At 68.3% G+C, this 18,166-nt stretch carries 15 protein-coding genes, 1 pseudogene and 1 other annotated feature; of the genes and pseudogenes, 9 read left to right on the top strand and 7 right to left on the bottom strand.

All coding sequences use genetic code 11. The features are described 5' to 3' along the window. Window positions 1-83: 83 nt before the first annotated feature. On the top strand, window positions 84-2,390 hold the full coding sequence (locus LY05_RS12380; protein ID WP_148923365.1) for an adenosylcobalamin-dependent ribonucleoside-diphosphate reductase: 2,307 nt from the start codon (window positions 84-86) through the stop codon (window positions 2,388-2,390). Between the two features lie 151 nt (window positions 2,391-2,541). Here LY05_RS12380 and LY05_RS12375 read toward each other — a convergent pair whose 3' ends face one another. After that, on the bottom strand, window positions 2,542-3,507 hold the full coding sequence (locus tag LY05_RS12375) for a LysR family transcriptional regulator (protein WP_148923364.1): 966 nt from the start codon (window positions 3,505-3,507) through the stop codon (window positions 2,542-2,544). Between the two features lie 94 nt (window positions 3,508-3,601). Between LY05_RS12375 and LY05_RS12370 the strand changes: the two genes are divergently transcribed. From LY05_RS12370 to LY05_RS12340, 7 genes are all read left to right on the top strand, one after another. Then, a complete protein-coding gene (locus LY05_RS12370; protein WP_072748052.1) occupies window positions 3,602-4,468 on the top strand; it encodes an ABC transporter permease in 867 nt (288 codons plus the stop codon). After that, on the top strand, window positions 4,468-5,253 hold the full coding sequence (locus tag LY05_RS12365; RefSeq protein WP_072748079.1) for an ABC transporter permease subunit: 786 nt from the start codon (window positions 4,468-4,470) through the stop codon (window positions 5,251-5,253). The genes LY05_RS12370 and LY05_RS12365 overlap by 1 nt, the downstream gene beginning before the upstream one ends. A 40-nt stretch (window positions 5,254-5,293) precedes the next feature. Next, complete coding sequence (locus tag LY05_RS12360) at window positions 5,294-6,442, top strand: extracellular solute-binding protein (protein ID WP_249041946.1); 1,149 nt, start codon at window positions 5,294-5,296, stop codon at window positions 6,440-6,442. Window positions 6,443-6,498: 56 nt separating this feature from the next. Then, window positions 6,499-7,575 carry an ABC transporter ATP-binding protein gene (locus LY05_RS12355; RefSeq protein ID WP_148923363.1) on the top strand — a complete coding sequence of 359 codons (1,077 nt, stop codon included), beginning with the start codon at window positions 6,499-6,501 and terminating at the stop codon, window positions 7,573-7,575. A 333-nt stretch (window positions 7,576-7,908) separates the two neighbouring features. Continuing rightward, complete coding sequence (locus LY05_RS12350; RefSeq protein ID WP_148923362.1) at window positions 7,909-8,934, top strand: histone deacetylase family protein; 1,026 nt, start codon at window positions 7,909-7,911, stop codon at window positions 8,932-8,934. Next, the gene (locus LY05_RS12345; RefSeq protein WP_148923361.1) at window positions 8,931-10,031 is read left to right on the top strand and encodes an NAD(P)/FAD-dependent oxidoreductase; all 1,101 of its coding nucleotides are present in this window, start codon (window positions 8,931-8,933) and stop codon (window positions 10,029-10,031) included. Before LY05_RS12350 ends, LY05_RS12345 begins: the two co-directional genes overlap by 4 nt. A 14-nt stretch (window positions 10,032-10,045) precedes the next feature. Further along, window positions 10,046-10,396 (top strand): RidA family protein, encoded by a 351-nt coding sequence (locus LY05_RS12340; RefSeq protein ID WP_148923360.1) that lies wholly within the window; start codon window positions 10,046-10,048, stop codon window positions 10,394-10,396. A 90-nt stretch (window positions 10,397-10,486) separates the two neighbouring features. On the opposite strand, the gene LY05_RS12335 is transcribed toward LY05_RS12340, so the two are convergent. From LY05_RS12335 to LY05_RS12310, 6 genes are all read right to left on the bottom strand, one after another. Next, window positions 10,487-12,376 carry a bifunctional sugar phosphate isomerase/epimerase/4-hydroxyphenylpyruvate dioxygenase family protein gene (locus LY05_RS12335; RefSeq protein WP_072748057.1) on the bottom strand — a complete coding sequence of 630 codons (1,890 nt, stop codon included), beginning with the start codon at window positions 12,374-12,376 and terminating at the stop codon, window positions 10,487-10,489. Next, the gene (locus tag LY05_RS12330; protein ID WP_148923359.1) at window positions 12,373-13,224 is read right to left on the bottom strand and encodes a shikimate dehydrogenase family protein; all 852 of its coding nucleotides are present in this window, start codon (window positions 13,222-13,224) and stop codon (window positions 12,373-12,375) included. Before LY05_RS12330 ends, LY05_RS12335 begins: the two co-directional genes overlap by 4 nt. Next, the gene (locus LY05_RS12325) at window positions 13,221-14,735 is read right to left on the bottom strand and encodes a tripartite tricarboxylate transporter permease (RefSeq protein WP_148923430.1); all 1,515 of its coding nucleotides are present in this window, start codon (window positions 14,733-14,735) and stop codon (window positions 13,221-13,223) included. The genes LY05_RS12330 and LY05_RS12325 overlap by 4 nt, the downstream gene beginning before the upstream one ends. Next, window positions 14,735-15,310, bottom strand: a complete 576-nt coding sequence (locus tag LY05_RS12320; RefSeq protein ID WP_148923358.1) for a tripartite tricarboxylate transporter TctB family protein — start codon at window positions 15,308-15,310, stop codon at window positions 14,735-14,737. Before LY05_RS12320 ends, LY05_RS12325 begins: the two co-directional genes overlap by 1 nt. 56 nt (window positions 15,311-15,366) lie before the next feature. Then, the gene (locus tag LY05_RS12315; RefSeq protein ID WP_148923357.1) at window positions 15,367-16,365 is read right to left on the bottom strand and encodes a tripartite tricarboxylate transporter substrate binding protein; all 999 of its coding nucleotides are present in this window, start codon (window positions 16,363-16,365) and stop codon (window positions 15,367-15,369) included. A gap of 120 nt (window positions 16,366-16,485) precedes the next feature. Next, on the bottom strand, window positions 16,486-17,403 hold the full coding sequence (locus LY05_RS12310) for a LysR family transcriptional regulator (RefSeq protein WP_249041948.1): 918 nt from the start codon (window positions 17,401-17,403) through the stop codon (window positions 16,486-16,488). A gap of 200 nt (window positions 17,404-17,603) precedes the next feature. Between LY05_RS12310 and LY05_RS15195 the strand changes: the two are divergent. Next, window positions 17,604-18,166, top strand: a pseudogene (locus LY05_RS15195) (transposase); the annotation flags it as partial. After that, window positions 17,923-18,076, top strand: a sequence feature (AL1L pseudoknot). (Overlaps the previous pseudogene by 154 nt.)

Below are 18,166 nucleotides of genomic sequence, written 5' to 3'. Positions count from 1 at the left end.
ACTCGGATTGACCGACTCGGCGCGTGGGGATAGGTTATGCGGTTCACAACATATTGTGGATCACCCAGCCGAAAGCACCGGATATGACCGCATTCGCCGCCCCCATCGCCGAGCAGATCTGGGACATGAAGTATCGCTTCAAGCGCCCCGACGGCACGCCCGTGGACCAGACGGTCGAAGACAGCTGGCGCCGGGTGGCCCGCGCCCTGGCCGCCGAAGAGAACGACCCCCACGCCTGGGAGCCGCGCTTCGAGGCGGCGCTGCGCGGCTTCCGCTTCCTGCCCGCCGGGCGCATCCTGGCCGGGGCCGGCACGGGGCGCGCGGTGACGCTGTTCAACTGCTTCGTGATGGGCACGATCCCCGACAGCATGGAGGGCATCTTCGAGATGCTCAAGGAAGCCGCGCTGACCATGCAGCAGGGCGGCGGCATCGGCTACGACTTCTCGACCATCCGCCCGCGCGGCGCGCTGGTCGAGGGGGTGGGCGCCGACGCCTCGGGGCCGCTCAGCTTCATGGATGTGTGGGACGCCATGTGCCGCACCATCATGTCCGCCGGCAGCCGCCGCGGCGCCATGATGGCGACCATGCGCTGCGACCACCCCGACGTCGAGGACTTCATCGCCGCCAAGCGCGACCCGGCGCGGCTGCGCAACTTCAACCTCTCGGTGCTGGCGACCGATCCGTTCATGGAGGCCGTCAAGGCCGACGCCGACTGGGACCTGGTCTTCGGCGGCAAGGTGTTCCGCACCGTGCGCGCGCGCGATCTGTGGGACAAGATCATGCGCGCCACCTACGACTACGCCGAGCCGGGCGTGATCTTCATCGACCGCATCAACAAGCTCAACAATCTGCATTACTGCGAGACCATCGCCGCCACCAACCCCTGCGGCGAGCAGCCCCTGCCGCCCTATGGCGCGTGCCTGCTGGGCTCGATCAACCTGGCGCGGCTGGTGCGCGATCCCTTCGAGGACGACGCGCGCATCGACCTTGACGAGCTGAACGAGCTGGTCGCCACCGCCGTGCGCATGATGGACAACGTCGTCGACGCCTCGCGCTTTCCGCTGCCGCAGCAGAAGGCCGAGGCGCAGGCCAAGCGCCGCATCGGGCTGGGGGTCACGGGGCTTGCCGACGCGCTCTTGATGTGCGGGCTGCGCTACGGCTCGGACGAGGCCGTCGCCCGCACCGAGGAATGGATGAAGGCGGTCGAGCGCGCGGCCTATCTGGCCTCGGTCGAGCTGGCGAAGGAGAAGGGGCCCTTCCCGCTCTTCGACCGCGACGCCTATCTGGCCGGCGCGCATGTGCGCACCCTGGACGAGGACGTGCGCGAGGCCATCGCCCGCCACGGCATCCGCAACTCGCACCTGACCTCGATCGCGCCGACCGGCACCATCAGCCTTTACGCGGGCAACGTGTCGTCCGGCATCGAGCCCGTCTTCGCCTATTCCTACAAGCGCAAGGTCCTGCAGAAGGACGGCACGCGCACCGAAGAGCGGGTCGAGGACTATGCCGCCCGCCTGTGGCGCGAGAAGTTCGGCGACCGCCCCTTCCCCGACTGGTTCGTCGACGCCCAGACGCTCGAGCCCGCGGCGCATGTGCGCATGCAGGCCGCGGCGCAGAAATACGTGGACAGCTCGATCTCCAAGACCATCAACTGCCCGGCCGACATCAGCTTCGACGCCTTCAAGGAGGTGTATCTGCTGGCCTACGAGACCGGCTGCAAGGGCTGCACCACCTACCGCCCGAACGAGGTCACCGGCTCGGTCCTGTCGGTCGAGAGCGAGGCGCCCGCCGCCCGCCCCGAGGTGCGCGAGGTCGAGGCCCTGCCCGCCGACGCGGCGCCCGACCATCCGGGCGAGGTGGTCTACCTGTCCGAGCCGCTCGACCGCCCCGAGGCGCTGCCCGGCCAGACCTACAAGATCAAGTGGCCCGAATCCGAGCACGCGATCTACATCACCATCAACGACGTGATCGTCGGCGGCCGCCGGCGGCCCTTCGAGGTGTTCATCAACTCGAAGAACATGGAGCATTTCGCCTGGACGGTGGGTCTGACGCGCATGATCTCGGCGGTGTTCCGCCGCGGGGGCGACGTGTCCTTCGTGGTCGAGGAGCTCAAGGCCGTGTTCGACCCGCGCGGCGGGGCATGGATGAACGGACGCTACGTGCCCTCGATCCTGGCGGCCATCGGCGGCGTGATCGAGCGCCACATGATCGAGATCGGCTTCATCGAGGGCGAGGGCAAGGGCCTGAAGTCCGACCCGCGCGCGCAGGCCGTCGCGGTGGGCGAGGAACCGGCCCGCGGCGCGGCCTGCCCCCGCTGCGGCCAGTTCGCCCTGCGCATGCAGGAAGGCTGCCTGACCTGCATGGAGTGCGGCCACTCGAAATGCGGCTGAACGCGGCCGCGCCGGCGCGCCGCGCCGGCGCCCGCCAGCCCGACGGCGCCCCTTCGCGCACGCGCTTGGCCCCTGGCCGCGCGGACATGGGCGCCGAAGACGCGACGGCGGCGGGCGCGCGCCGCTCCTGCGGCGGGGCGGGGCGCCGGTTTCAGCCGTAGGTCCGCTCTTCGAGCGGGGTCGCGGCCACCATGTCGAGCAGCAGCTGCAAGAGCCGCTCTTCGGCGCGGTTCCTGGCGGCATGGGGGTTCCAGACCACATGCACGTCGATCGCGGGCAGCCCCGAATAGGGCGGCGTCTGCCACAGCAGCCCGTCCTCGACGTCGCGCCGGGCCACATGGACCGGCAGGGGACCGATGCCGAGCCCCGCGACGATCATGCGCCGCACCTCCTCCAGATGGCTCGAGAGCCCCGCGATCCTTTCGCCCATCCCCGCCTGCGCCCGCAGCAGCGCCACGGGGCCGAGGGCGTCGTGCAGCCGGTCGGTCTCGAAGCTGACGGCGGCGTGCCCCGCCAGATCGGCCAGCGTCAGCCCCTTGCGCCCGAAAAGCTCGTGCCGCGGGCCGCAATAAAGGCCGAAGAACTCGCGATACAGGCGCCGGTATTCCAACCTGGGATCGCGGTCCTTGACGAGGCAGACGGCGAAGGACGCCCGCTTGGCGCGCAGCTCGGCGACGGCTTCGGCGCTTGGCTTGACGTCGATCTCGATCGTGGCCGCGGGATGAGCGGCATGGAAATCGGCCAGGGCGCGGTCGAAAAGCGGACAGACCACATGGCTGGCGACGCAGATGCGCACATGCCCCTGAACCTCGTCCTTGATTTCGCGCAGCAGCGTCGAAAGGCGCAGCACCGAGCCGTTGATCTCGACCGCCTCGCGATAAAGCAGCCGCCCCGCATCGGTCAGCTCGTAGCGGCCCGGCGAGCGCTCCAGCAGCTTGCGCCCGATGCGTTCCTCGAGCCGCTTGAGGGCCGAAGACACCGAGGGCTGCTTGCGCCGCAGCCGCCGCGCCGCCTCGGTGATCGAGCGGCTTTCGGCCAGGACGACGAAGGTGCGCAAGAGGTTCCAGTCAAGCTCGCGCGCGATGCGCTCGGGATCGATCCTCGGGCCGCGTTCCATTGATTCCGTCAATGCCGAAAATTCCCATTATCTATTTGATCCATGACTGGCCGCTTTGCATCCTCGACGCAACATTGTTCAGCCTGGAAACGGAATGTCCGTCGAAGCCCGCGAAGCCCGCCAACCCTGGATCCTGCTCGCCCCGGCGCTGAGCGCGGTGACGCTGCTGCTGTTCGTGCCGCTCCTCTTCATCCTGGTCTACAGCTTCTGGCTCAGAACCGCGACCGGCGCGGACCAGCCCGGCTTCTTTCTCGACAACTGGCGCGAGGCGCTGACCGACCCGTTCTATCGCGACATTCTTCTGAGCACGCTGCGCATCGCGGCGATCACGACCGCGGTCTGCGCGCTGATGGGCTATCCGACGGCCTATTTCATCGCGCGCTCGCGCGGGGACAAGCTGCTGATGGTGCTGCTGCTGATGCTGCCCTTCTGGATCAGCTACATCATCCGGACGATGAGCTGGATCAACATCCTGGGCGCGTCGGGCGCGGCGAACGCGGCGCTCATGGCCCTGGGGGTCGTCTCCGAACCCGTCAACATGCTCTACAACGAGGCGGCGGTCATTCTCGGGCTGACGCACTACCTGCTGCCCTTCATGATCCTCAACGTCTTCGTCAGCCTCGAGGGCATCGACGCCAACGTCGAAGCGGCCGCCAACTCGCTTGGCGCGACGCGCTGGCAAAGCTTTCTCGAGGTCACGCTGCCCCTGTCCCTGCCCGGCCTCGCGGCGGGAGGGCTGCTTTGCTTCGTCCTCGGCGCGGGGACCTACATCACGCCGCTGATCCTGGGCGGGCCGCGGGATGCGATGTTCGCCAATCTCGTCTTCGAGGCGATCATCACGCAGCTCAACTGGCCGCTCGGCTCGGCGCTGAGCCTGATGCTTCTGCTCGTCCTCGGAGCGCTGGTCGCGATCTACAACCGCTATCTGGGCATGACGCAGCTGATGAAGGGGCTTGGATGATGGGCTGGCAGCTGATCCGCGCCTGGGCGATCGCCGTCTACGTCTTCATGTTCCTGCCCGTGGGCGTGGTCGTGCTGCTGAGCTTCAACGACAGCCAGTTCGGCAGCTTTCCCATGACCGGGCTTTCCCTGCGCTGGTTCGCCGAGCTGTGGAGCAACGAGGCGATCCTGCGCGCCTTTCGCACCTCGGTCGCGCTGGGCCTTCTGACGGCGCTCATCTCGACGACGCTCGGCGTGCTGGCGGCCCTGGCGCTGGTGCGCTACCGCGTGCCCGGGGCGAACGCGATCTCGACCCTTCTGATCGCGCCGATCCTCGTGCCCGAGGTGGTGCTGGCCGTCGCGCTGCTTCTGTTTCTGGACTTTCTCGGGCTGCACAAGAGCTTCGCGCTGCTTCTGCTCGGCCATGTCATCTTCACGCTGCCCTTCGTGGTGCTGGTCGTGCAGGCCAGGCTCGTCTCGATCCGGCGCGACGTGGAAGAGGCAGCGATGAGCCTGGGCGCCTCGCCGGCGCAGGCATTCTTCCAGGTCACCCTGCCCCTGATGCGGCCGGCGGTTCTGGCGGGCGGGCTTTTCGCCTTCACCGTCAGCTTCGACGACGTCACCGGCACGCTGTTCTGGAAGCCCGGCGGGGTCGAGACCGTGCCCACGCAGATCTTCGCGATGCTGCGCAATTCGATCAGCCCCGAGATCAACGCGCTGGGGACGGCGATGATCGTCATGACCGTAGGCCTGCCGCTGCTCGGGGCCGCGATCGCGCGAAGGCTTGCGATGAAGGACGGCGGCTGAACGCCCGGCGCAACACGACCGAACCGACAAGGAGAAGACCATGACACGCAAGATGAACGCCGTCGCCCGCTGCGAGCGCCTGCGCGAACGCTACATGAACGGCGATCTGGACCGCCGCAGCTTTCTGGGGCTGCTGGGCGCCGCCGGCGCGGCCTGCGGGCTTGCCACCCCCTATCGCGCGCTGGCCAAGGAGGTGACCCACATCCGCTTCGACGGCTGGGGCGGCGTCGTTTCCGAGGCGCTGCGCAAGCACGCCTTCGACCCGTTCGAGGCGGCGACCGGCATCAAGGTCGTGGACGGAACCTTCGGCGGCGGCGACGAGTATCTGAGCCGCGTCAAGGCCAGCCAGCCGGGCGAATACAACATCGCCCATCTGTCGGGCGTGTTCGACTACGCGCGCTATCACAATCTGGGTCTGACCTCGGAGCTGAACGAGAAGAACATCCCCAACCTGCAATACGTCATCCCCAAGCTGATCGACGTGTTCCGCAAGGTGAGCGGCGGCGCGCTGTCCTGCGTGCCCTACGACTACGGAACCACCGGCATCGCCTACAACCGCGCGCACATCTCGGACGACGAGGCGAAGGTGAAGGGCGCGAAGCTGCTGATCGACCCCGCGCACAAGGGCAAGATCAGCGGCTGGGCCGACTGGCGCACCCGGATGTGGTATGCGGCGCTGCAGACGGGCCAGGACCCGAACGGCATCGTCGACGAGGATGCGGCCTGGGACGCGGTGCGCGCCCATCGCGATCTTGCGCTCAAATACTGGAACTCCGGCGCCGAGCTGATGAGCCTTCTGGCCGAGGGCGAGGTTCACGTCACCGAGGGCTGGTCCGGCCGCATCTACGCCTTGCAGGAACAGGGCCACGACATCGGATACATCGACCCGCCGAACGGCTTCGGCTGGCAGGAATGCATGTTCGTCATCAAGGGCTCGCCCATGGAGGCCTGCGAGGAGCTGCTCAACTTCATGCTCGCCCCCGAGACCGCCATCGCCGTGGCCGAGGCGCAGAACTACCCGCCCGCGCTCGATCCCACCAAGGTCGATCTTGGCCCCAAGATCCCGACGCTGCCCGCCTTCGATCCCAGCGGCACGCTTGCCGGGCTGACCTTCGCCGACCCCGCCTACTGGAACAGCCGCGAGGCGGCCTGGTCCAAGACCTTCGGCCGCGTTCAGCGCGGCTACTGACGACACGGCCCCCTTCCCCTGCGGAAGGGGGCGCCATCTGACCGAGGATCCGGCCCGTGAGTTCCGTTCTGCTCAAGAACATCGTGAAGCGCTTCGGCGATTTCACCGCCGTTCACAAGACGACGCTCGACATTCCCGACGGCGCCTTCGTGACGCTGCTCGGCCCCTCGGGCTGCGGCAAGACCACGACGCTGCGCATGATCGCCGGGCTGCTCGACCCGACCGAGGGCGACATCGTGATCGGCGGCAGACGGGTCAACGACATCCCGATCCACAAGCGCAATCTGGGCGTGGTGTTCCAGAACTACGCGCTTTTCCCGCACAAGAGCGTGGCCGAGAACGTCGCCTTCGGGCTGAGGTACCGCGACGTGCCCAAGGCCGACATTCCAAGGCGGGTGCAGGCGGCGCTCGAGCTGGTGCAGCTTCCCGATCTGGGCGCGCGCCGCCCGCGAGAGCTTTCGGGCGGCCAGCAGCAGCGCGTGGCGCTGGCCAGGGCGATCGTGATCGAACCCGACGTGCTGCTTCTGGACGAGCCGCTTTCGGCGCTGGACGCCAATCTTCGCGAAGACATGCGGGTCGAGCTGAAGCGCATCCAGGAGCGGATCGGGGTGACCACGGTCTTCGTCACCCATGACCAGTCCGAGGCCCTGGCCATGTCCGACCGCATCGTGGTCATGAGCGCCGGCCGCGTCGAGCAGGTCGGCGCTCCCGAACAGGTCTACAACGCCCCGGCAAGCGAGTTCGTCGCCAATTTCCTGGGCGCGTCGAACATCGTCCCGTGCATGTGCACGCGGCGCGGCCCCGAGGGCGCGACGCTCGAGGCCCCCGCCCTTGGCGCGATCGCCGTCCCCGCGGCGCGGGCCCCCAAGCTGCGCGAAGGGCCGGCCAAGCTGGTGCTGCGCGCCGAGAAGCTGCAGCTTCTGCCCGAAGGCGCGCCCTGCGACGGGCGGATCACGGCGCCGGCGGTGGTCGAGACCGTCGATTATCAGGGCCAGACCGTGCGCTATTTCGTGCGGATCGGCGAGCGCCAGTTCCAGGCGATCAACCTCATCGAAGAGCGCCCCTTCGCCGTGGGCGCGCGCGTCGTCGCCGCCTTCCGGCCGCAGGATTGCGCCGGCCTTCCGGGGACCTGAGATGCGCGGCCTGTTTCGCCAGGAACAAGGGCGCCGCCCCTGCCTCGCCCCGGCGCGGCGCGTCGACATGCCGGACGCCGAAGGGCGGCGACGGCCGGATCGCCTTTCCGGCGCCATGATCCGCAACGCCGGCCATCGCCGCGGCCATGCCCTGGAAGCGGCGCGCCGGCCGAGCGCGAGAACCGCCTTCGGCCACCGCTCCAATCTTGCGCCCAAGGCGCCCAAGCGGCCCCGCGCGATGCTCGCCCCGAGCGCGCCGCCGCGATCGCGGCGGGCGCTTCCCGTCTGGGGCCGCTCCGGGGCGGTTGGCCGCGCAATCCTGGGAGAGAGACGATGATCGCCCTTTTCGACGACCGGCAATGGCTGCACGACCCCAAGCATTTCATGGCCAACGGAGCGCTCTTGCCGAACCCCGAGCAACCCCGGCGGATCGAGATCCTCAAAGCGGGCGCCGAGGCCGCAGGCTGCGTTTTCCGCGCCCCGGACGACGCCGGAATCGGCCCCATCGCCGCGGTCCACAGCGCCGAATATCTGACCTTTCTGCAGAGCATCCACGCTCGCTGGCGCCGCATCCCCGGCGCCGGCGCCGAGGTCATCCCGAACATTCACCCGGCCAGCCGCGCAGACGGCTATCCGAAATCGGCGGTGGGACAGGCGGGCTATCATCAGGCCGACACCGCCTGCCCGATCGCCGAAGGCACGTGGCAAGCCGCCTACTGGTCCGCGCAAGGCGCCATCGCGGCCGCCGATCTGATCGCCGGCGGCGAGCGCGCCGCCTACGCCCTTTCGCGCCCGCCCGGCCATCACGCCTTCGCGGATCTGGCCGGCGGCTTCTGCTTTCTGAACAATGCGGCCATCGCCGCCGAGCGGCTGCGCGCGGCCGGCTTCCGGCCCGCCATTCTGGACATCGACGTGCATCACGGCAACGGGACGCAGGGCATCTTTTACGAGCGCGCCGACGTGCTGACCGTGTCGATTCACGCCGATCCCGCGCGCTTCTATCCCTTCTTCTGGGGATACGCGCACGAGCGGGGCGCCGGCGCGGGGCTTGGCTGCAACCTCAACCTGCCGCTTCCTCGCGGAACGGGCGACGCCGAGCACCTGGCCGCCCTCGACATCGCCCTGACGCGCATCCGCAGCTTCGGGGCCGACGCGCTCGTGGTCGCGCTGGGCCTCGACGCGTCGATCGACGATCCGTTCCAGGGCTTCGCGGTTACGCAGGACGGCTTCGCGCGGATCGGCGCCGCGCTGGCCGGCGCGGGGCTTCCGATGGCGCTGGTGCAGGAAGGCGGCTATGTTTCGGACGCGCTCGGGATCAACCTGACCAGGGTCCTCGTCGGCCTGCGGGACGCGCTGTGAGCCGCCCCGACGTCATCGTGATCGGCGGCGGCATCGCCGGGATCAGCGCGGCGGCCCTGCTGGCCGCCGACTGCGCCGTGCTGGTCCTCGAGGCCGAGCGGCAGACCGGCTATCATTCCACCGGCCGCTCGGCCGCGATCTTCATCCGCAATTACGGCAACGAGACGCTGCGCGCGCTGAACGCCGCTTCGGCCAGGGCGCTCGAAGAGCCCGAGGGGGTCTCGGACCGCAGCCTTCTGTCGCCGCGCGGCGAGATGATCGTCGCGGCCGAGGACGAGCTCGACGCGCTGGCCGCCTACGCCGACGGCGCCGAGGGCCTCGAGACGCTGACGCCCGCCGAGGCGATGGAGCTTGTGCCCATTCTGCGCCCCGAGGCGGTGCGCGGCGCAGTCCTCGAGCGCAACGCGCAGGACATCGACGTCGATCGGATGCTGACCGGGTATCTGAGGCTTCTTAAGGCGCGCGGCGGACGGATCGAGACCGGCGCCCCCGTCACGGCGCTTGGCCGCCGGGGCGGGCTGTGGCGGGTCGAGGCGGGCGGCGCCGCGCACGCCGCCCCCGTCGTCGTGAACGCGGCGGGCGCATGGGCGGGCCAGATCGCCGCGCTGGCCGGGCTTGGCGCGGCGCCCCTCCAGCCCTTCCGCAGATCGGCCGCGATCCTGCCCGCGCCCGAGGGGCGCGACATTCGCGCCTGGCCCCTTTTCGCGTCGGCGACCGAGCGTTGGTATGCCAAGCCCGAAGCCGGCAAGCTTCTGGTCAGCCCCGCCGACGAGGACCCCGTCGCCCCGCATGACGCCTTCGTCGACGACATGGCCCTTGCCGAGGGGCTTCACCGCTTCGAGCAGGCGGTCGCCATTCGCGTCGCCCGCGTCGAGCACGCCTGGGCGGGGCTGCGCACCTTCGCCCCCGACCGCACGCCGATCGTCGGCTTCGACCCCGGCGCCGAGGGCTTTTTCTGGCTGGCCGGACAGGGCGGCTACGGGGTGCAGACGGCCCCGGCCCTGGCCGCGGCGACGGCGCGCCTTGTCGCAGGGACGGCGCCCGACCTGCCGCCAGCCGTGACGGCGGCGCTGTCGCCGGCGCGATTTCATCCCTGACCGAAGGAGAACCCATGTCCGACATCGTCAGAATGCGCACCGACGCGCGCATGAGCCAGATCGTCATCCATGGCGACACGATCCATCTTGCAGGCCAGGTGGGCAGCCCCGGCGCCGACGTCGCCGAGCAGACGAGGGAGTGCCTGAGCAAGATCGAGGCGCTGCTGGCCGAGGCGGGCTCGGACAAGACGCGCATCCTGCAATGCACCATCTGGCTGGCCGACATGGCCGATTTCGCGCAAATGAACGCCGTCTGGGACGCGTGGACGCCGGCCGGCCATGCGCCTGCGCGCGCCTGCGGCGAGGCGAAGCTTGCGACGCCCGGGCATCGGGTCGAATTCATCCTGGTCGCCGCCCGCGGCTGACCCCGCCGGCGCTTCGCCCGCCCCGCCGCCCCGGCCGCGCGCTGCGCGGGCTGCGGCGCGGCCAAGGCGCGGGCGAGCGATGGCGCGACGCTATTTGCGCGGCACGCCCTTCGGCCGCATCAGCCTTTTCTGCGCGGCGATGCGGAAGGGCGCGTTCGCGGCGCCGTAGCCGTCATAGCCCCCGACGCGCTGGACGACCTCGAAGAACAGGCCCTCGGCGAAGGGCCGGCTGTAGAACTGGAAGAAGGCTCCGTCGGCGTCTTCATCGTAAAGAATGTTGAAGGCCATCAGCTCTTCCACGCGCGACGGCTCCAACCCGAAGCGCGCGCGCAGGTCGTGATAGTAGTTCACCGTCATCGGCAAGGGCTCGAAGCCCAGATCGGCCATGGCGCGCGCGGTGGCGAAGATGTCGTCCGTGGCGAAGGCCACATGCTGGACCGCGCCGCCGAAGCTCTCGGCCAGGAAGCTGCCGGCCAGGGTGCGGTGCGTCTCGGCGCCGTTCAGGGTGATGCGCGTCCGACCGTCGCGCGACTTGATCGCCTGACTGCGCACAAGGCCATCGGGATCGACCACGTCGACCATGGGCGTGCGCTCCATGTCGAAGATCGAGGTGTAGAACAACGACCAGCTGAGCATCTCGTCGTAGTTCATCGTCTCGGCGACGTGGTCGATCCGGGTCAGGCCGGCGCCGCCCGGCTTCGCTTCGCCCGAGCCGCGGAACTCGACCGACCAGACGTCGGACAGGCCGCTGACCTGGTCGATGAAGTGCATCACGCTGCCGCCGACGCTGCGAATGGCCGGGATCTTCATTTCGCCCGGCCCCACCGGCTGCTCGAAGGGTTCGGCGGCCAGCGCGAGCGCCCGCGCCACGGTGTCGGCGGCGCTGGAGACCGACAGGCCGACGTCGCAAACGGTCGTGCCGTGCACGAGATAGGCGGAATTGGCGAATCCCTCGGTCTCGGCGTTCACCACGACCCGCGCTTCGCCCTGCCGCCACAGCGCCACACGCTTCGAGACATGGTCGCCGACGTGACGAAACCCCATGCAATGCAGCAGCTTCGCCAGCGCCTCGGCCTCTTCGCCGCGGGTTGCGAACTCGATGAAGGCCACGCCCTGCGCGGCGACGCGCGCGGGCATGTCGGGAACCTTGATGCGAATGTCCGGCTCGGCGCGGCGAACGTCGTCCATCAGCGCCGCCAGGGAACGATAGCCGTCGCGCGCCAACCCTTCCGGGCGGCCGCCGCGGAACTGGTCGTTGAAGATCTCGAGGCTGACCGGCCCGTCATAGCCCGTCGCCGCCACCGCCTGCATGAACGCCTGCACGGGCAGATCTCCCTCGCCCGGCATGCAGCGGAAATGACGCGACCAGTAGAGCAGGTCCATCTCGATCTGCGGCGCATCGGCCAGCTGCACGAAGAAGATCCTGTCGCCGGGGATGCGGCGGATCGTGTTCGGGTCGATCTTGCGGGCCAGCGTGTGGAAACTGTCGAGGATGAGCCCGACATTGGGGTGATCGGCCCGGCGCACGATCTCCCACGCGTCGCGATGGTCGTTGACATGCCGCCCCCAGGCCAGCGCCTCGTAGCCGACGCGCAGGCCCCGTTCGGCGGCGATGTCGCCCAGCTCGGCCAGGTCCTGCGCCGCGCGGTCGATCCCGCCCAGGGACTCGGGATGAACGGAGGAACAGACAAGAAGCAGCTCCGCGCCCAGTTCGACCATCGTGTCGAACTTGCATCTTGCCCGGTCGAAGGCGCGTCTGCGCGCCTCGCCGGTCAGCCCCTCGAAGTCGCGAAAGGGCTGGAACAGCGTGATCTCCAGCCCGTGGTCGCGGATCATCCGGCCGATTTCGCGCGGGCTGCCTTCGTCGGCTATGAAGTCCTGCTCGAAGATCTCGATCCCGTCGAAGCCGATCTTCGAGATGGCCGCAAGCTTTTCCCTCAGACTGCCCGAGATCGAGACCGTCGCGATCGAGGTCTTCATGCCGCCTCTCCGCGTTCCAGCAAGGCGACGCGAAGCCGGGCCTCGTCCAGCGGCAGCCCTGCGAAATGCGCCCAGGCATGCACGCCCTGCCAGAAGAACAGCTCGTAGCCCGAAATCGTCTCGAGGCCCTGCGCATCCGCGTCGCGCAGGAAGCGGGTGTCGACCGGCGTGTAGACAGCGTCGAAAGCCCAGGCCGCGCCTCTCATGCCCTGCGCATCAAGGGGCGTGCCGTCATGGCCGACCATCCCGACGGGGGTTCCGTTCAGGATGCCGCTCGCGCCCCGGGCGGCGTCCGCCGCCTCGGCGAAGACCGCGACCTTCGAGGCCGCCGACACGGCGCGCAGATCGCGCGCCAGCGCCTCGGCCTTTTCCGCGCGGCTGTCGACCAGGCGGATCTCGTCGGCGCCCAGGGCGACAAGGCCGAACGCCAGGGCGCGGCCGACGCCTCCGGCGCCGATCAGGCAGCAGACGCCGGGCGACGCCTCGCCGCGCGCCGCGCGATAGGCGGCGATGAAGCCCGTGTAGTCGGTGTTGCATCCGCGCGGCCCGTCGGGCTCGAACAGCACCGTGTTGACCGCCCCGATGGCGCGGACCAGCGGATCCTCGACGATCACCTTCGCCGCGGCCCGTTCCTTGTAGGGATAGGTGACGTTGACGCCGCGATAGCCCCCGCGCGCGCACCGCGCGAAAACGGCATCGAAGTCCTCGCCAAGGTCGCGGGGGATCAGGCGGTCGTATTGCACGCGCAGGCCGTGTTGCTCTCCAGCCAGGCGATGCAGCAGCGGCGAGCGGGACCGGGCGATGTTGTCGCCGATCAAACCCAGCTTGAGGTCGGGTTCGCAGCTCATGGGTTCCTCTGTGCGTTGGGGAAAAGGCGCGCCTTGGCCCGCGTCCAGAGCGGGGTCTGGGAGACGAAGATCAGGATCACCGACGCGAACAGCGCCAGCGAAAGCGGGCTGGAAAGGATCCCCGCGAAGAACAGGCCAAGATCCCCGCGTTCCGAGATGATCGCCCGGCGCCAGTTGTCGTCGAGCAGCCGCGACAGGATCACTCCCAGGATCACCGGCCCGAGCGGATAGCCATAGTGGCGCATGAAGTAGCCCAGCACGCCGAAGCCCAGCATCCAGTAGACGTCGGCGATCGAGTTGTTCACCGCATAGGCGCCGACGATCGACAGAAGCAGGATGAGCGGGATCAGCACGCCCCGCGGCATCTCGACGATCCTGGCGAAAAGCCGGATGCCCGTCAGCCCGAAGATCAGCATGAAGACGTTCGCCGCCACGAGGCAACCGACGATGAACCAAAACATGTCGGGCTTGTCGATCATCAGCATCGGGCCGGGATTGAGCCCATGGATGAAGAGCGCGCCGATCATGATGGCCGTCACCGCATCGCCGGGTATCCCCAGCGTCATCATGGGGATGAAGGCCCCGCCCACGGCGGCGTTGTTGGCGGTCTCGGGGGCCACCAGTCCCTCCATCGCGCCCTCGCCGAACGGGGGCTCGGGATTCCTGGTCACGCGCTTGGCGTGGTCGTAGGCCATGAGCGCGGCGATGTCCCCGCCGGTTCCGGGCAACGCCCCGACGATCACGCCGATGGTCGAGGTCTGCAGGCTGAGCGGCAGATGCTTGCGCACCGTGGCCAGCGAGGGAACGACGCGGTCGATCTTCTGCCGCATCGCGCGCTTGTCGACATGATGCATCTGGATCAACGCCTCGGAGACGCCGAACATGCCGATCATCACCGCGATGAACGAGATGCCGCCCTCGAGGATCTGGAAATCGAAGGTGAAGCGCTCGGCGAAGGTCAGCGGGTCGCGCCCCACCGATCCGATCGCGATTCCCAGCGCCCCGGCGAAGATGCCCTTGGTCAGCGATCCCTGGCTGAGCGAGCCGACCAGCAGGATGCCCAGGATGGCCAGCAGCATGTAGTCGCGCGGCTGGAAGCTGAGGGCGAAGTCGCTGACCAGGGGCGCGGCCAGCGCCAGCACCGCGATGCCCACGAAGCCGCCGATGAAGCTCATGACGGTGGTCACGCCGATGGCGACTCCAGCCTCGCCGCGCTTGGCCATCGGGTAGCCGTCAAGCGCGGTGGCGATGGCCGAGGGCGCGCCGGGAATGTTCAGCAGGATCGCCGTGCGCGAACCGCCATAGACCCCGCCCATGTAGATCCCGATCATCAGCGCGATGGCCGGAAGGACATCCCACGAGAAGGTGAAGGAAATCAGGATCGACACCGCCATGGTGACCGAAAGACCGGGAATCGCGCCGATATAGATCCCGGCGAAGGTGCCAAGCCCCACCAGCAGCAACAGCTGCGGCTGGGCGAACAGGACGATCAGACCCGACAGCGCCTCCATCACCCGACCGCCCCCTTCGCCAGCGCCCGGAAAAACTGGATGATCTCAGCTTCGGGCACGATGCCCGCGGGCATCAGCACGGTGAAGACGATGCGGAAGACAAGCCAGATCGCCAGCAGGGCGCCCAGAGAGACGGCCAGCGTCCATCCCCAGCTGCGGCGCTCGAGATAGCGGATCGCAACGGCCAGAAAGATCGCGGAGGTGGGCAGAAATCCCACGGGCCTCAGAAGCAGGGCGTATCCCGCCAGCAGGCCGACGAAGAGCAGCGCGCGGGCGGGCAGGATGTCGCGCGCGAAAGTCTCGCTCGCATCGCGCGGCAGCCGCGCGGTTCGCGCCAGGATGATCGTCGCCGCGACCGCCATCGTCGCGGTGGTCGCCACCGGCAGCGCGCGCGGCGAGGACAGCCCGTTCGGGCCGAAGGGGTTCTCGATGCCCCAGGCGCTGACCAGCAGGAACAGGCTCGTCAGAAGCAGGAAGGCCGCGAAGCCCAGCTCTCCGGGTCGGCGCCGGTCAGGCTCGCCCCCCGGCGTGGCATCCGACGTTCCGTCATGATGTTCGGGATCGATGCGCTCCATATCGTCCTCCCTGGAGCATCGCGGGGCCGGTTTCGGGCCGGCCCCGCTCGGTTCGCTCAGTTGCCGGGACGGGCGATGCCGAATTCTTCCGGCGACGCCTTGGTCAGACCGGCGTCATGCAGAAGCCAGGCCGTGCCCTGCTGCCACTTCGCGAGGAAATCCTCGGCCTCCTTGCCGGAAATGCCCATCAGCGTGAAGCCGCGGTCGTTCATCAGCTTGACGAAATCGGGATGCTGGGCGCCCTTGGCGTAGGCTTCGGTCAGCTTGCGCACCGCCTCGTCCGGCGTGCCCTTGCGCACGAAGACGCCAAAGAATGGACCCCACGGAAGGTAAGTCTCATAGCCAGCGTTGAACTGCGTGACATAGGGCGCGTCGGGCAGCTTGGCGTTGGGCTGCGAGTCCATGATCGCCAGCACCTTCATCTTGCCCGCCCGGATCGGCTCGATCGCGGCGCCCAGAACGGCCGGCATGACGTCGATGGCGCCGCCCTGAAGGGCGGTCAGCGCCGGGCCGTCGCCGTCATAGGGAACGCGCGTGACCTCGAGCTCGCCCTCGACGGCGCCGATCATGGCGTTGATCACCGAAGGCACGCCGCCCGGGCCGGTCGAGCCGAACTTCACCTCGCCCGGATGCGCCTTCACATACGAGATCATCTCGGCGTAGTCGTCGAAGGGCGTGTCCGGTCGCGCGACCAGAACCGCAGTCCCGCGCGCCAGGATCGAGATCGGAATGAACTCGCCATAGTCCTTGTCGCCCAGCCCCATCACCTTGTAGAGCATCGGGTTCTCGGCGCCCATCAGCAGCGTGTAGCCGTCGGCGGGTTGACCGGCCACATAATTGAGCGCGATCGCGCCCACAGCCCCCGTCATGTTCTGCAACACGATGACGCCGCCCAGAACCTTCTCGGCGTGCGGGGTGACCGAGCGCATCACCGTATCGGTCGAGCCGCCGGCTCCCCACTGGATGATGCCCTGGATTTCCTTCTCGGGGTATTCGGCGACGGCCGCCGTGGCCGTCAGCGCCAGCGCAAGCGCGCCTGCAAGCATCCGCTTCATGGTTTTCCTCCCTGCTGTCGCGGGTTCGCCGCCGACCGAAGCCGGCGAGCCGCCATAGCGTTATGGGCCCAATCCGCGCTTAACGTAAAATTCTTTTTCGTCTCTCATCATAACCTGATGTTATTTCTTCGACCGATACCATGGGCCGTCCTCGACCGCCTTGCCCAACTCGCGCCGGAACTGCGCGATGGTGTGCTCGGCGAACCTCGAAAGCGTTCGCCCCCTTTTTCGCGACACGAAGCTCCTGACCTGAACATCCTCGACCAACGGCCTGCGCTCGAGGCCCGGCATGTAGACCTCGGCCACGGAAAACTCGTCGATGACGGCCACGCCCAGGCCGTGGCGCACCATGCTGACCAGCGTCTGCGCAAAACGGCCGCGCATCGCGTAGCGCGGCTTCACCCCCGCGACCTCGAAAGGCCGCGCCAGCATCCGCCCGTAAGGATCGGAAGGATCGACGCCGATCAGGGGCTCCGCCGCCAGATCCGCAGCCGAGACGGCATCCTTGCGCGCAAGACGGTGCCCTTCCGGCAGGATGGCGACGAGGCGGCCTTGAGCGATTTCCTCGTTCTCGATTGCGGCGTTCTCCACGGCCGAACTCATGATCACGAACTCGCCGCGCTCGAGCAACAGATAGTCCACCGTTTCTTCGATCTTGATCACGTTCATGTCGACGAACAGATCGTCATAGCGGCTGCGAACCTGGCGCATCACCCGCGCGGCGATGAACTGGGCGATCGAGGGCGCCGTCGCGAATGCAAGGCGAACATCTTCGCCCCGTTGCAGGGAGCTTACGGCAAGCTGCAGGTTCTCGACGCCCTTGCAGACCTCGCGCAGCTGATCGAACACGCGCCCCGCCTCGACCGAGGGCGTGAACAGCCCGGCCTTGCGTTCGAACAGGCGAATGCCGAGGGATTCCTCGGTGTGCTTGACAAGCCGACTGATCCCCGGCGCCGAGACGTTGAGCATCTTCGCCGCGCCGCTGATCGTGCCCGTCATCATCACGGCGCGGATCACCTCGATCTGCCGCAAGGTCATCTCAGGCATGCCCCCCCCTTAACTTCACGTTACGCTTGCGCAAAAACAGGCGCCTGACGTTAATACCCATCCGCACAAGAGTCCCGGCGGCCAAACGAAGCGCCTCGTCGCGCCCTTGGGGACGAGACAAGGCGCCGACCGTCGCTCTGAACCGCGCCGGGTTTGCCGGAGGCTCCAACTCTTGAGCAGGATGGAGCATCATGAGCAAGACGACGAACAGATTTTCCCCTGAGGTGCGCGAGCGGGCCGTTCGCCTCGTTCTCGACACCGAGGCCCAACATCCGTCGCGCTGGCAGGCGGTGATGTCGATCGCGGCGAAGATCGGCTGCACGCCGCAGACGCTGAACGACTGGGTCAAGAAGGCCGAGGTCAACAGCAGTCCGCGCACGGGCATCCCGACCGAGATGGCCGACCGCATGAAGGCGCTGGAACGCGAGAACCGCGAGCTGCGCCAGGCGAACGAGATCCTGCGCAAGGGTGAGCCAGTGAAGGCGCCAGTGGTTCAAGCCCACTGGCGAACGCGTATTTTGCGATGGCGGAGCTCGACCGCCGGTCGAAGTGATGGTCGGGTTCATCGACGACCATCGAGGCGAACACGGGGTCGAGCCGATCTGCCCCCGCCATGGTCCTCGGACCAGTGGCGGACCATGGCTCGATGCTGCCGATCGCCCCGTCCACCTACTACGATCATCTGGCGAAGCGGGCCGATCCGGCAAGGCGGTCGGATCGTGCCCGCCGGGACGAAGAACTGCGGCCCGAGATC

It is taken from the genome of Oceanicella actignis, assembly GCF_008124525.1.
Taxonomy (GTDB): domain Bacteria; phylum Pseudomonadota; class Alphaproteobacteria; order Rhodobacterales; family Rhodobacteraceae; genus Oceanicella; species Oceanicella actignis.
This window is presented reverse-complemented; position numbering and strand designations above follow the sequence as displayed.